This window comes from Hanstruepera marina (assembly GCF_019880635.1).
In the GTDB taxonomy this organism is placed as follows: domain Bacteria; phylum Bacteroidota; class Bacteroidia; order Flavobacteriales; family Flavobacteriaceae; genus Hanstruepera; species Hanstruepera marina.
Window position 1 is genome coordinate 491,383 of sequence record NZ_JAINVX010000001.1, and the last position, 13,402, is coordinate 504,784.

Consider the following 13,402-nt stretch of genomic DNA (forward strand, 5'->3'; position numbering starts at 1 on the left):
AAACACCTTTCATGCAAAATCCGCAAGATTTTTATTCTGAACAATTAACTCACTATCAAAAAATTGTTAAGGATTTAAACAAGCAGCTTATTCGGTTAAGTACGCTGCGTGTTTTGGTTTTTGTGTTGACGGTACTTGGGATTTACTTCACCTATCCTAATTGGATTTCAGTGGCTATCATAGCTGTTTTAGGGATTGGCATTTTTTTGTTTTTGTTGTCTAAATACACGAATGTAAAGTACAATCGTGATTTAAATAAGGCTTTGGTAGTTATCAATGAGGAAGAGTTGCTTATAGCTTCTGGAGACTTTCATCACAGACCCAACGGTAATACTTTTCAAGACCCGAAGCATTTTTATAGCTTGGATATAGATTTGTTTGGAAAAGGATCCTTTTTTCAATTCATCAATAGAACAACTATTCCTGAAGGGACACATCTGTTAGCCAATCTTCTAAAAGCAAATACTATTGACGGTATTGAGGAAAGACAAGAAGCAATCAAAGAACTGACACAAAAACCGACATGGCGACAACACTATTCAGCGGCTTCCAGTTTGATTCAGGCTGAAACGTCTGCAGGCGATATTATTGATTGGTTAAAAAACCATAAACCATTTTTACCAAAAATAATGCGTTGGCTACCTATGGCTTTTGGGTTGGCTTCAATCATTTTAATTATACTTTCGGTATTCCAGGTTATATTGCCCAATTTAGTTGGTTATTGGCTTTTGTTGGGATTTGCCATCACCGGAAAATATCTGAAAAAGATTAATAGTTTGGCTTCTAATACCGATAAGGTTAAAGACACGTTCAAGCAATACGCTACCTTGTTGGATAGCATCGAGCAAGAATCATTTACTTCAGAATTACTGCTCGAAAAACAACAACAAATAGAGTCTCATCACCAAAAGGCATCCGCTATTTTTAAACAGTTTTCAAGACATTTGGATGCCTTGGATAATAGAAATAATATGATTGGTGCTATTTTGGGTAATGGGTTTTTTCTAACCGATTTAAAACATAGTTACAGAATAGAGCAGTGGATTACAAAGCACCAGCAAACTGTTGCCAAATGGTTTGAGGTGGTTTCCTTTTTTGATGCTTATAACTCCTTGGGTAATTATGTGTTTAATCATCCAGAATATGTGTTTCCCGAAATAGTTGATCCCAAACAAGTCATTTCTGCACAAGATCTAGGTCATCCCTTGTTGGATAAAACCAAACGGGTTAGCAGTGATTTAGAGATTGACAACCAAGAATTCTTTATTGTAACAGGTGCTAATATGGCTGGCAAGAGTACGTTTTTGCGAACCGTTTCTTTGCACATTGTTATGGCTAATGTGGGTTTACCTGTTTGTGCCAAATCCAGTCAGTATCATCCCATTAAATTAATCACTAGTATGCGCACCAGCGATTCGTTGACAGATGATAGCAGCTATTTCTTTTCGGAATTAACACGTTTGAAATTCATTGTAGATGAAATAGCCAATGAGCCGTACTTTATTGTGTTGGATGAAATTTTAAAAGGTACTAATTCTACCGACAAAGCCATTGGCTCCAAAAAGTTTGTTGAGAAACTGGTGGCTTCAAATGCTACGGGTATTATTGCTACTCATGATTTAAGTTTATGCGACATTGAAAGCCAATTAGAGCCTGTTAAGAACTACTATTTTGATGCGCAAATAGTTAATGACGAACTCTTTTTTGACTATAAATTTAAAAAAGGTATTTGCCAGAATATGAATGCCAGTTTCTTGTTAAAGAAGATGGAGATTGTTTAAATTCCTGCGCACGCAGGAATCTAATCTTTAATTATTATTTTAATTTGTAAAGGATACTGCATTCCCACTGAAGGAGCATTTTCAACTTTGTAACCAATTCCATAACCATAAATGTATATAATATCGTTAGCTTTTAATTCTTCTATTCTCTTATTAATTGATTCTGAAATGACATTCCCTTTAATTGTAATTGGGTCTTGATTAGGTAATTTTATCTGAAATTCTTCTATGTGATAAATCCATCCATGTAAGAAATTTGGAACTTTTATACCAATTGTCCCATTAATGATTTCATTTTTTCTTAATTCTAATATTCCGCTTTTATTATTTAATGTTACTACATGTTTTTCTATATCTTTAATACGCAATGTTTTGATAGCAGTAACAATCTCCCCATCTGGAAGTTTGCCTCGTAGTTCAATATCAACGGTTAACCCAGAACCAGGATGCATAATGTAGTTCCCATAATCATCAACTTTTTTTAATCCTGGAGCTGATGCTTCAAAGGAAACGGTTCCTGGCATACTTAACGTTAAGGGGTTGCTCACACCTCGGTATACTACATTCATCTTGTTAACTTCAACAACTGCTTTGTGAGGTTCTTGTGAGAAACCAATAATATTTATAAGAAGAAATAAGAAGCAATAGAGGAATTTCATAACGGATGGTTTAGTTACTCTAATAACTAAAAATACCGTTTTTTATTTTGTTTAGTGCCTCGAGAAGCTATTCGACTTGAGACTTAATCTTTTCAATCATTTCTTTTGCATTGTCATCATCTGGCTTTAGGCTTAAGACTTTGTAATAGTTTTTTAATGCATTATCATAATTCTTGGTTTCAAAATAGGCTTCACCCAAGCTGTCATAAACATTGTATTTATAAGGAAAAATTTGAGTGTTCAAATTAAAAATATACAAGGCTTTGTCATATTCTTGAGTGCGTAAATACACATAACCTAAAGTATTCAACTCCCGACTGCCTTTTACAAATTCGGCCAATCTGGGAACTAGAATATCATGTTCCAATTGTAAACTATCAATCGACTTGGTTTCTAGTAATGCACCAACATAATTGGCTGCTACGTAATTGGGTCTATATGTTTTGTTTGAGACAATGTTAAGTATATCGCGTTCCAAAGTTTCCATAGGATGTTCCACAATACGATTCACCTCCTGACCATTTTTATAAAAAATAAAAGTTGGTACCCTATGAATGTTCAAGCCTTGTTCTTCATGGTTCGGAGCTTGTTTATAGGCTTCAGGTGTTCTATCTACAGCAATTACTTCCAATTGATTTTTTGGAAATTTAGCCATATCCAAAATATGGTAAAATCTTGGGACTTCTTTTTTGCTATCACCGCACCACGAGCCCAAAAACACTTTTATGTAATACTGGTGCAGTGAATCTTTGAGTTTGGATACCACCTTTTTGTTGACAAGATAGTCATTGTAATTAGGTTCAAACCACTCGTTAAAAGGTGCTTGTTGCAGATCGCTTTTGTCAATTTTGCCTAATAATTTGGGATTGCCCTTGTCGTTAATGACCGTTTGGTTAATGGTTTGAGAAAAAGTGATTTGGGAGCAAAAAAGGATGGCTAAAGTTAGTGCTATTCGTTTCATGATGGATGATTTTTAATCAAAAATAGAAGCTTAACAACTTGCTTGCCAATAATTTGTATTTTCAACTCATTTAGGTGTACGAATGTTTAATTTCATAATACAAATGGTTGTTTGTTGCGTTATTTCTGCCTTTTGTACATTATGTTTGACCAACTAAAGAATTCTGTTTACTTTTCATTTCCATATGAATACCTTAAAAAAACATAGCTCTCAAATATTGGTGCATATCCTGTTTTGGATCTTGTTCGTCATGGTATCTTTATTTGTTTTTTCACCTTATTACTGGCGCGAAAACCCCTTTTTGCAGTACATATCCATATTGGTGTTCATTGTTTATGTCAACAATTTGATATTACTGCCCTATTTTGTCAAGAAGAAAATGTACGCTTGGTATGTTTTCGTTATTGCCTTAATTTCATTTTTGGCCACGCAATTGTACTGTTATGAATTTGCTCAATGCGGTTGCTCCATTATGAAATGCTTAAGCGATTATTTATGGCAAACCTTGGTACCACTTATTTTCTTCTCTTTTGTTTGGGTGTTATACCGATTTATAGATAAGCAAGAAGAAGTAGAGCAAATAAAGAAGGAACATTTGGAAATGGAATTGAAGTTTTTAAAATCACAGATTAATCCGCATGTACTGTTCAATAACCTGAATACCATTTATTCCTATGCTTTAGAAAAACCAAATGAAACACCAGAATTGATTTTAAGGCTTTCCGATAATTTAAAGCATGTATTGTACGAGAGTAATGCGAAAAAAATTCCATTGCACAAGGAGATTCAGTTTATTGATAATTACATGACCTTTCAAGAATTGCGAACCGAAGGTGTGAATACGATTGTTTATACCAAGAGCATTGAAAGTGAAAACAATCAAATAGCACCTTTATTACTAATAACCATAATTGAAAATGCATTTAAGCATAGTTCCTTGAATAGTGAAATTATGGTTTCCATCATTGAAAAAAATGGTGTTTTGGAGTGTGTTTGTGAAAATGATTTTACAGAAAAAGATCGTGACTTGGCTGAATTTAAAATAGGCCTTCAAAACTTGGAAAAGCGTTTGGAGTTGTTATATAAAGATCATTATGAATTGAACGTTATAAAAAATAATAAGTTTAAAGTTGTTTTGAAATTATCACTACTGTAAAAATTAACTCCAGTTGTCATTCCTGCGAAGGCAGGAATCCATGGAATTATTTGTCTTAAAACCATAATGTTTTAAGAATTTAAATAGCGTAAAGAAAGAAAATTATTAATCAAAATACCGGAGCTTAAATAGATTCCTGCCTTCGCAGGAATGACAGAAAAACTGGATTTAGTATGACCTGTATCATCATTGAAGACGAAATACCTGCGCAAAACATTCTTAAGAATTTCTTGAAAAAGTTGCCTGATATGGAATTAATAGCAACTTTTAAAGCCGCTATTGAAGCCAATAATTTTCTAAAAAGCGAAACGGTAGATTTGGTGTTTTTAGATGTAAACTTGCCAGATATTTCAGGGATTGATTTTATTAAAACCGTTAAAAATCCGCCAGCTATAATCATGACAACGGCTTACCCAGATTATGCTGTGAGTAGTTTTGAATTGGATACTATTGTAGATTATTTGGTAAAACCCTTCTCGTTTGACCGTTTTATAAAAGCGATTAATAAAGCTAAAGATAGACTAGAGGTTTCGAATAAAACGACTGCTGATGAATCTGAAGTATTGTTTTTGAATGTCGACAAAACACTTCATAAAATTGTATTGGATGAATTGGTCTATATAGAATCCGACAGAAACTATATTACTGTTGTTACCACCAAACAAAAACTGTCCTATATCGATTCCCTAAAAAACTGGAACGAAAAATTACCGAGTAATCAGTTTATACAAACCCACAAGAGCTACATCATAAACCGTAAGTTTGTCGATAAAATTGCGGGTAATGAAATTTATGTAAATAGTAACCGCTTACCAATTGGCAGAACCTATAAGCAGGAATTGTTAAGGAAGTTGCATATTGTATAAAAAAAAAGCCTCAAATAGATGAGGCTTTAAATTTTATAAACGTATAGTGACTTACTTTTTCGGATGCACCAAATCCATTTCTTCAATCAGGTGTTTGGCACCGGCATATTTATCAACGATAAACAACACATAGCGTAAATCCACCATAATGTTACGGCATATTTCTGGATCGTAATTCATATCACTCATAGTACCTTCCCATACACGGTCAAAATTTAAACCAACCAAATTACCGTGGGCATCAATAGCTGGACTTCCTGAATTGCCTCCAGTCGTGTGATTGGTTCCTAAAAAGCACACAGGTACTTTGCCATTGGCATCGGCATATTGTCCGTAATCTTTGGCTTCATAAAGATCCAATAGTTTTTGTGGTACATCAAATTCATAATCGCCAGGCACATATTTTTCAATAACACCTTCTAAATGGCTAACAGGCTGATAATACACAGCATCTCTAGGTTGATAACCACGTACTTGACCATAGGTAACACGCAAGGTGCTATTGGCATCTGGGAAATAGCGTGCATTAGGTAAGGCTTTCATAAGCGCAGTCATATATTCCGTTTGTAAAGCCGTAATAGGTTCATTTTTTTGCTCGAATTCTGGATTGATACTGGTGTAGAATTCCTCAATAATGGGTTTGGCGTATGCATAAGCCGCATCGTCGTTCAACTTTTTAATAACATCATCAGCAGAACCTTCAAAAAGCTTCAGGGCACTATCTAAATTAGTGAAAGCTGTCTTGTCATAAATAGTTGGGTCAACATTGTTTTTTTTGTAAAGTGGCATGACGGCCTCATAAACACCTTTATCAACATTAACATCATAGTTTTTGTGAATACCCTTTAATAGATTGGTAATGTAATCACGATTCTTTTCTAAATTATTAGGATCTTGTTTTAAGGACTGTTCAACTTGATAGGCTCTGAATGTCATCTGCATCAATTCGTTAGTCACTAAAAACACTTCTATGAAATTTCTACGTTTTATATTGACATCGGCAAAATCTTTATAGAGTTTTTCAAATTCAGGTAAAATATGACCATACTTGTCTTCGAGTCCTTTTTCTTTTAAAGCTCTGGTGAATGTGGCTTCAAACGCTTGACGCTCGGCAACTGCATTACTTTTTTCAATACCTAAATTTTCACCAATCCATTTTTTCCAAGCATTGGCAATACGCGCTTGTTTGGAGGCATATTTAATGCGTACTTCATCATCAGCTTTCATTTGGGCATCAATCACTTTTAAAGCAGCCTCACGAATGGCAATATTACTTGGGTTATAGTCTTTAGTAATATGCTCAATAGCTACAGCAGGAAGATACTCGTCTGTACGACCTGGAAAACCAAATACCATGGTAAAATCACCCTCTTCAACACCATCTAAAGAAACCGGCAAATAGTGCTTTGGTTTGTAAGGCACGTTATCCTCACTGTATTTTGCGGGACGATTATCTTTGTCAGCATAAATTCTGAATAATGAAAAATCACCTGTATGTCTTGGGAATACCCAGTTATCCGTATCACTACCAAATTTACCAATGCTACTTGGTGGCGCACCAACCAAACGAATATCTTCAAAACGCTCCGTTACGAATAAGAAATATTGATTGCCTTTGTAAAACGATTTAACTTTGGTGTCTTGCCATGCTTCTTTTGTAACTTCAGCTTGTAAACTGTTACTGTTTTTATCAATGGTCGATTGTTTTTCTTTTTCGGTCATGGTTTCTGTTACGCCAGCTAAAACCTGATCGGTAACATCTTCAATACGTACAATAAACTCAATAAAAAGGCCTTCGTTTGGTAATTCTTCCTTTAGGTTCATAGCCCAAAAACCATCTTTCAAATAATCATTTTCTAAAGAAGAGTGCGATTGAATTTGACTAAATCCACAATGGTGATTGGTTAATACCAACCCTTTAGATGAAATTACTTCACTGGTACAGCCACCATTAAAATGACCAATAGCATCTTTTAAACTGGAATTGTTAACATCGTAAATATCTTTGGCGGTTAACTTGCTGCCCAAGGCTTTCATTTCATTTTCGTTCATACCTTCTAAAAGTGAAGGAATCCACATGCCGCCTTGTTGTGCTGAAACCTGAAGTGTGATAAAAAGTAAAAGTAATCGGAATAATTTCATGGTGTAAAAATTTTAATCCTTCAAAGATAATAAGTTCTTGTAATAAAATAGTATGTAGAAGTTATTACCTTTACCTTTATGAGACATATTTCGAAACTGCCACATGTTGGTACAACTATTTTTTCGGTGATGAGTACATTAGCGAATGAATACGATGCCATTAATTTATCTCAAGGTTTTCCCAATTTTAAAAGTGATCAAAAATTGATTGACTTGGTGAGCAAGGCCATGAATTCGGGCTATAATCAATATGCACCCATGTCTGGAAATTTGCAATTGCGCCAAGCTATTGCCAAGAAATTTGAACGACTTTATCAAACCAGTTATCACCCAGAAACGGAAATTACCGTTACAGCTGGTGCTACCCAGGCTATATTCACAATAATTTCAACTTTCATAAAGCAGGATGATGAGGTTATTATTTTTAAACCAGCTTATGATTGTTATGAACCGTCGATTAAACTTTTTGGTGGGATTGTGAAGCCAATTCAATTAAACGCACCAAACTATCAAGTGGATTGGGATTTGGTTAAAAAAACGATTTCCAGTAAAACGAAACTCATAATAATTAACACACCACACAATCCTAGTGGAACTGTATTGTCTGAAACCGATATGCTCAAACTTCAGGAACTGACGCAACACACTGATATTATGGTGTTAAGCGATGAGGTCTATGAACATATTATTTTTGATGGTTTGAAACATCAGAGCGCATGCTTGTTTCCAGATTTAAAATCACGCAGTTTTGTGGTGGCTTCCTTTGGAAAAACCTTTCACAACACAGGCTGGAAAATGGGTTATTGTTGTGCACCAAAAGAGTTGATGGATGAATTTAAAAAAGTGCATCAGTTTAATGTGTTTGCCGTAAACCATCCTATGCAAAAAGGATTGGCAGATTATTTGGAAGAACCTAGCCATTATTTGGATTTACCTAATTTTTACCAAGAAAAACGAGACTATTTTTTAAGCTTGATTAAAGATTCTAGATTTAAAATAAACCCTTCACAAGGCACATACTTCCAGGTGCTTGATTTTTCTGAAATCACTGATGAACATGATGTCAATTTTGCCAAAAAATTAACTATTGAAAACAAGATAGCATCTATTCCAATGTCTGTGTTTAATGAAGCTGGAAAGGATGATAAAGTCCTACGGTTTTGTTTTGCAAAAACGACCGAAACTTTAGTGCAAGCTGCAAGAATATTAAATAACATATAAATATTGTTACTATTCATGATTTAATGTGTCTAAAGTTTTATATTAACACATAAATTTATAAGTACAATGAAACGAGTTGTTTTGTTTTTAGGGCTTTTGCTTATTAGTTTCAATCTATCGGCACAAGAGATGACCGAAAAAGAGACCAAGGCTATTCATAAAGAGCATAAAAAGGCCGAAAGAGACATGAAGCGTGCTGAAAAAAAGCACAAAAAAGCTGAAAAGGAGCATAAAAATAAAGAGAAGTCTCGAAAAGATTTAGAAAAGGCAAAGAACAAGTACCAAAAAGCAAATATCAAATATGAAACGCTTAAAAATAAAGGAACATTAGAGCCTAAAACAGAAGAAAGGTGGTTACAGAAACTGGATAGGCTAAATGAAGATATTATAAAAGCAGAAAAGAAATTTAAACGAGCTTAAGACTTTATCTAAATATGCAAAACCAACTAAAAATTGCCTTCATACAAACCGATTTGGTTTGGGAGGACCCCAAAGCTAACAGAAAGCATTTCAAAACGAAATTTGAAACCTTATCTCAAGATGTTGACTTAATTATTCTCCCTGAAATGTTCACAACAGGTTTTACCATGAATGCGGAAGCAGTTGCCGAAGCCATGGATGGAAAATCTGTTACTTGGATGATTGATTGCGCTCAAGAATTTAATGTTGCTATTACTGGTAGTATAATTATTAAGGAAGAGGATAACTTTTATAACCGTTTGATTTTTGCTTTTCCAGATGGTAATATAACGACATATGATAAACGGCATGCATTTTCTTTGGCAGGTGAAGACAAAGTATTTGCTACTGGCAACCAAAAAGTAATTATTGAATACAAAGGCTGGAAGATTTGTCCACTGATTTGTTATGATTTGCGTTTTCCAGTTTGGTCAAGAAACACGGCAGATTATGATGCGGTTATTTATGTTGCCAATTGGCCTAAACCAAGAATTGCTGCCTGGGACGCTTTGCTTAAAGCGCGAGCTATTGAAAATATGTGCTATTGCATAGGTGTTAACCGAATAGGGACAGATGAAAAGCAAAATGAGTATTGCGGTCACTCGGCAGTTTATGATGTTTTAGGTAATAATATTACACCTTTGAGGCCAAACAAAGAACAAATTGAAATCGTTACATTAGAGAAAAAACATATTGAATACTACCGAAATAAGTTGAAATTTTTAAACGATAAAGACAGCTTTACAATAGAATAAATTCGTAAATAGAATCAAAATTTGATCGCACTTCCAGTTTGTCTGGATAATGACTTACACGTTCTGGTTGTTGTTTCTTTAGGTAATTTCCAGAGTCAAATTTGCCATTACCGTTAGAATCAAAAATGGCACGCATATAATAATCACCAGATTCTATATGTCTAAAATCAATTGGTTCAGGTTTTGTAGTATAAATTTCGGCTTTCACTTCTCCTTTGTCATTGGTGAGTTGCACAATCATAGGGTATACAGCGTTTTGCAATGTTACACGAACATTACCATAATCGGCATAGGTTTTAGTAGATAGCTTATAATTTAAAGTGTCGTTTGTGTCCCCAAAAAAATCTTCGAAAGCTTCAGGTAATATTTCAATATTAAAGCGTTCGCTTTCTGGTTTTTCAAAGGCAATTTCAACAGTATTGGATAATGTGTCCAGCTTTGTTTGAAAATCAACTTTTAGAGAATCGGCATTAAGAATGGTAATTTTATCGGTATCAATTTTTGAGAACGGTACGGTTCCGGTCATTTTAAAATTATCTTTAAAATTTAGTGTGCCTGTTGGGCTTGCAGATATTTCTAAAGTATCCCGTTGTTGCTCGCTAATTTTAACTGTAAAATCTTCGGTATAATTTTTTGCCGTTACATTAAAAAGTAAGGAGTCTACTTCCAACCTTGGTTTATACCAATAGTATAAGGAATCTGCTTCAGGGTCTTTTGTAATACGTGATTCAAAATCACCTGGAACATTAGAGCGCATATTAATTGCAATAGAATCATAATCGCCTTGGTAGCCAAAGGCAATTTTCTCACCTGATATGAGTCGCGGACGTATAATTTTGGTGTCTAGGGTTTCTTTAAATAATTTCAACTCATAAACACTATCTGTTGGAACCGTAATGTAAGACTTATAAAAGCCTATTTTATCTGTGCTTGGCTGAAATTTATAATCTTGGTTTTCATCTTTCATGGCTACTAACATATACTTTCCAGCTTTTAAATTTTCTAAAGTAAATGTTGTTGTACTATCTAATGTATTGGTAATATATCGCGGTTGTTTTTTAAAAACTACAGAGTCGTTTAAAGTAGAATCTACTTCGTATAACATTACAGAAACAAAATTATCTGGTTTTTGCAACTCGGCATCAATAATATAACCACTAACCGATAAGGAATCAATATAATCTCCAGTAGAGAATACATATTTGTAATACGGAAATGGATTTTCTTCATTATTATCTACAATGCTATTGCCAAAATTAAAGGCGTAAGTTGTGTTTGGAGAAAGGGTATCGTTAATTCGAATACGAATGGTTTTACTGGCCAAGCTCATAGGGGTAATTTCTGGAGCCGGATCCATAGGTGGTGAAATAATAAGCTGTTTTTGTAAGTTTTTAATTTTTATATACTCATCAAAAGTTATTTCAATTTCATTGCCTTTAAAATTTAAATTGTAGTTTTCTGGTTCAGACTTTACAATTTCGGGAGGTGTTATATCTTTTGCTCCACCACCAGGTTTTCCACGATTGGCACAGTTAAAAAAAACGATGCTAACTACTAAAAGAAAAATAAAATTTGAAAGGCTTTTGTTCATTCTAGTATTCTATTTGTGCAAAGAAACAATATATTTAGCATTATTAAAATAGAGATTAAGCTATTGCCATAGTAGCAATGCTAATTTTAACGTTTTTTGTGTTTAATAATATATTGGAGCATGCTTCTAAAGTTGCTCCTGTTGTAATAATATCATCTACTATTAATATATGTTTGTTTTCAATTTTATGGGTGTTAACAGCTTGAAATATTTCAGAATTATTAAACCATCTCGAAATTCTTGTTTTGTTTACTTGAGAAGCAGTGTCGGTTGTTTTAATTAAAACATCATCAACATACACTGCACTAATATGTTTTGCTATTTGCTGGGCAAATAAAGCAACTTGATTATAGCCTCTTTTGTGCAACTTTTTTTTGTGTAGTGGTACAGGAATTACCAAATCTACTTGTTCGAAATTTTTAATGGTTTTAAGTTCAGAGCCTAACCAATTGCCAAGAAACAAGCCAATTTCTTCAAAACCTTTGTATTTCAAGTTGTGTATTAAAGCTTGAGTAAGTCCTTTTTTTTCAAACCGTAAAAGTGCAGTGGCATGTTTTATTGGGACCCTGCCATAAAAAATACGTGTAACAGTATCGTCATCATTAAAATGAAAGTCTGTGACTGGTAACTTATGTCTGCACGAGGTGCAAATATATAGCTCATTATCTGTTAATAAATGGCTACAAGTATAGCACACTTTTGGAAAAAATAAATTGGTTAACGACTCAAGCACTTTCTAATAATTTAGTAATAAATATATTACAGTTTTTTAAGCCTGTAAAATGCAATTGAAATTTTATGAGAACTTCAACAAATTTTTTTTCATTTCATCGATAAAAAGTGATTTTAATCAATCTTAATTTTAGTTTAGCGAGATAATAGATTAATTATGATAGTTAACCCTCAATTATTTAACTACAGATTAATTATTGGTACTTTGGTAATAGCCATTGTTGTATTAGGGTCAATTAGCTTTTCTAGTTACAACACATACAAAAGTCAAGAAGCTGTTGCAGAACAAGAATTTAAGCTTGTGCAACAGGAGTTGTCAGAAATGATTTCGCTTTATGAAGGAGTAGGTGTTGAAAACGAAGATATAGCCTTACAGTTACGACATTCAAAATCTAGAATTCATGTTCTTCTAGATTCTTTACATTTGGTAAAAGCCAATCTTCCATTAATTACGAAGTATAAGCAAGAAGCGAGAGCTTTAAGAGAGAGCCAAAATGGTGTGCTTGCTAAATTAAATTCAATTAAAAAAGAAAATTCCAAACTTCAATTAGAATCTGATAAAGCCTCTGAAACCATTGCCTTGCAAAAAGACCAGATAGAGCAACTAACTGTAGAAAACCAAAAGTTGGCTATTGTTGTTAAAGAGTTTACGGCATTATCGGCTAATAACATTCAGGCAAAAGCTCTAATTACATCAAGATCAAATTACGATATTGAGACAAACAATGCTGAAGAAGCCAACAATTTAGAAGTTTGCTTTACATTGGAAGAAAATCCTTTTTCGCCTAAAGGTAATAAAGATATTTATGTTCAAATTTTAGATCAGAACAACAATGTAATTTCAGATAGAGGTGCTGTTCAATTTGGACAAACATCGTTGGTTTACAGTGGAAAAACATCTGTAAATTATAGAAATTCCAATATAGACGTGTGCACTAAAATCAATGTAAATTCTAAAGAGCCACTTAAAAAAGGAAATTATATCATTTCTGTTTTTCATGACAATGAAATTCTAGGGACTTCAAAAATAGAACTAAACTAACTAACCAATATATTTTTTAGAAAACCGCTCATTTAGT

The 13,402-nt window shown here is 33.7% G+C and carries 12 protein-coding genes; 7 read left to right on the forward strand and 5 right to left on the reverse strand.

The window, feature by feature from the left end:
- The first annotated feature begins 11 nt into the window (after positions 1-11).
- On the forward strand, positions 12-1,781 hold the full coding sequence (locus K7G76_RS02205) for a MutS-related protein (protein ID WP_223032569.1): 1,770 nt from the start codon (positions 12-14) through the stop codon (positions 1,779-1,781).
- Positions 1,782-1,801: 20 nt separating this feature from the next.
- On the opposite strand, the gene K7G76_RS02210 is transcribed toward K7G76_RS02205, so the two are convergent.
- Positions 1,802-2,440 (reverse strand): GldM family protein, encoded by a 639-nt coding sequence (locus K7G76_RS02210; protein ID WP_255572899.1) that lies wholly within the window; start codon positions 2,438-2,440, stop codon positions 1,802-1,804.
- Positions 2,441-2,507: 67 nt separating this feature from the next.
- The gene (locus K7G76_RS02215) at positions 2,508-3,401 is read right to left on the reverse strand and encodes a thioredoxin domain-containing protein (RefSeq protein WP_223032571.1); all 894 of its coding nucleotides are present in this window, start codon (positions 3,399-3,401) and stop codon (positions 2,508-2,510) included.
- 250 nt (positions 3,402-3,651) lie between these two features.
- Here K7G76_RS02215 and K7G76_RS02220 point away from each other — a divergent pair, with 250 nt between their 5' ends.
- Together K7G76_RS02220 and K7G76_RS02225 are read left to right on the forward strand one after the other, a co-directional pair.
- On the forward strand, positions 3,652-4,557 hold the full coding sequence (locus tag K7G76_RS02220; protein ID WP_255572900.1) for a sensor histidine kinase: 906 nt from the start codon (positions 3,652-3,654) through the stop codon (positions 4,555-4,557).
- 173 nt (positions 4,558-4,730) lie between these two features.
- Entirely contained in the window at positions 4,731-5,423 is a 693-nt protein-coding gene (locus tag K7G76_RS02225) for a LytR/AlgR family response regulator transcription factor (RefSeq protein WP_223032573.1), read from the forward strand.
- A gap of 51 nt (positions 5,424-5,474) precedes the next feature.
- On the opposite strand, the gene K7G76_RS02230 is transcribed toward K7G76_RS02225, so the two are convergent.
- Positions 5,475-7,565, reverse strand: a complete 2,091-nt coding sequence (locus tag K7G76_RS02230) for a S46 family peptidase (protein WP_223032574.1) — start codon at positions 7,563-7,565, stop codon at positions 5,475-5,477.
- 78 nt (positions 7,566-7,643) lie between these two features.
- On the opposite strand from K7G76_RS02230, the gene K7G76_RS02235 reads away from it, so the two are divergent.
- The 3 genes from K7G76_RS02235 to K7G76_RS02245 all read left to right on the forward strand — a co-directional run bounded on the left by K7G76_RS02235 (position 7,644) and on the right by K7G76_RS02245 (position 10,000).
- Positions 7,644-8,786: a methionine aminotransferase gene (locus tag K7G76_RS02235; protein WP_223032575.1), complete on the forward strand. Its 1,143-nt coding sequence runs from the start codon at positions 7,644-7,646 to the stop codon at positions 8,784-8,786.
- 66 nt (positions 8,787-8,852) lie between these two features.
- Positions 8,853-9,206 carry a hypothetical protein gene (locus K7G76_RS02240; RefSeq protein WP_223032576.1) on the forward strand — a complete coding sequence of 118 codons (354 nt, stop codon included), beginning with the start codon at positions 8,853-8,855 and terminating at the stop codon, positions 9,204-9,206.
- A gap of 14 nt (positions 9,207-9,220) precedes the next feature.
- Positions 9,221-10,000 carry an amidohydrolase gene (locus tag K7G76_RS02245; protein WP_223032577.1) on the forward strand — a complete coding sequence of 260 codons (780 nt, stop codon included), beginning with the start codon at positions 9,221-9,223 and terminating at the stop codon, positions 9,998-10,000.
- Here K7G76_RS02245 and K7G76_RS02250 read toward each other — a convergent pair.
- Together K7G76_RS02250 and K7G76_RS02255 are read right to left on the reverse strand one after the other, a co-directional pair.
- Complete coding sequence (locus K7G76_RS02250) at positions 9,987-11,591, reverse strand: Ig-like domain-containing protein (RefSeq protein WP_223032578.1); 1,605 nt, start codon at positions 11,589-11,591, stop codon at positions 9,987-9,989. The genes K7G76_RS02245 and K7G76_RS02250 overlap by 14 nt on opposite strands.
- A gap of 55 nt (positions 11,592-11,646) precedes the next feature.
- On the reverse strand, positions 11,647-12,288 hold the full coding sequence (locus K7G76_RS02255) for a ComF family protein (RefSeq protein ID WP_369412168.1): 642 nt from the start codon (positions 12,286-12,288) through the stop codon (positions 11,647-11,649).
- Positions 12,289-12,480: 192 nt separating this feature from the next.
- Between K7G76_RS02255 and K7G76_RS02260 the strand changes: the two genes are divergently transcribed.
- Positions 12,481-13,365: a hypothetical protein gene (locus K7G76_RS02260; RefSeq protein WP_223032580.1), complete on the forward strand. Its 885-nt coding sequence runs from the start codon at positions 12,481-12,483 to the stop codon at positions 13,363-13,365.
- Positions 13,366-13,402: the final 37 nt, after the last annotated feature.

Excerpts from the sequence above, each read along its gene's own strand:
- K7G76_RS02205 (WP_223032569.1), top strand. The coding sequence starts at position 12 with ATGCAAAATCCGCAAGATTTTTATTCTGAACAATTAACTCACTATCAA.
- K7G76_RS02225 (WP_223032573.1), top strand. The coding sequence starts at position 4,731 with ATGACCTGTATCATCATTGAAGACGAAATACCTGCGCAAAACATTCTT.
- K7G76_RS02240 (WP_223032576.1), top strand. The coding sequence starts at position 8,853 with ATGAAACGAGTTGTTTTGTTTTTAGGGCTTTTGCTTATTAGTTTCAAT.
- K7G76_RS02215 (WP_223032571.1), bottom strand. The coding sequence starts at position 3,401 with ATGAAACGAATAGCACTAACTTTAGCCATCCTTTTTTGCTCCCAAATC.
- K7G76_RS02250 (WP_223032578.1), bottom strand. The coding sequence starts at position 11,591 with ATGAACAAAAGCCTTTCAAATTTTATTTTTCTTTTAGTAGTTAGCATC.
- K7G76_RS02260 (WP_223032580.1), top strand. The coding sequence starts at position 12,481 with ATGATAGTTAACCCTCAATTATTTAACTACAGATTAATTATTGGTACT.
- K7G76_RS02245 (WP_223032577.1), top strand. The coding sequence starts at position 9,221 with ATGCAAAACCAACTAAAAATTGCCTTCATACAAACCGATTTGGTTTGG.
- K7G76_RS02235 (WP_223032575.1), top strand. The coding sequence starts at position 7,644 with ATGAGACATATTTCGAAACTGCCACATGTTGGTACAACTATTTTTTCG.
- K7G76_RS02220 (WP_255572900.1), top strand. The coding sequence starts at position 3,652 with ATGGTATCTTTATTTGTTTTTTCACCTTATTACTGGCGCGAAAACCCC.
- K7G76_RS02210 (WP_255572899.1), bottom strand. The coding sequence starts at position 2,440 with ATGAAATTCCTCTATTGCTTCTTATTTCTTCTTATAAATATTATTGGT.
- K7G76_RS02230 (WP_223032574.1), bottom strand. The coding sequence starts at position 7,565 with ATGAAATTATTCCGATTACTTTTACTTTTTATCACACTTCAGGTTTCA.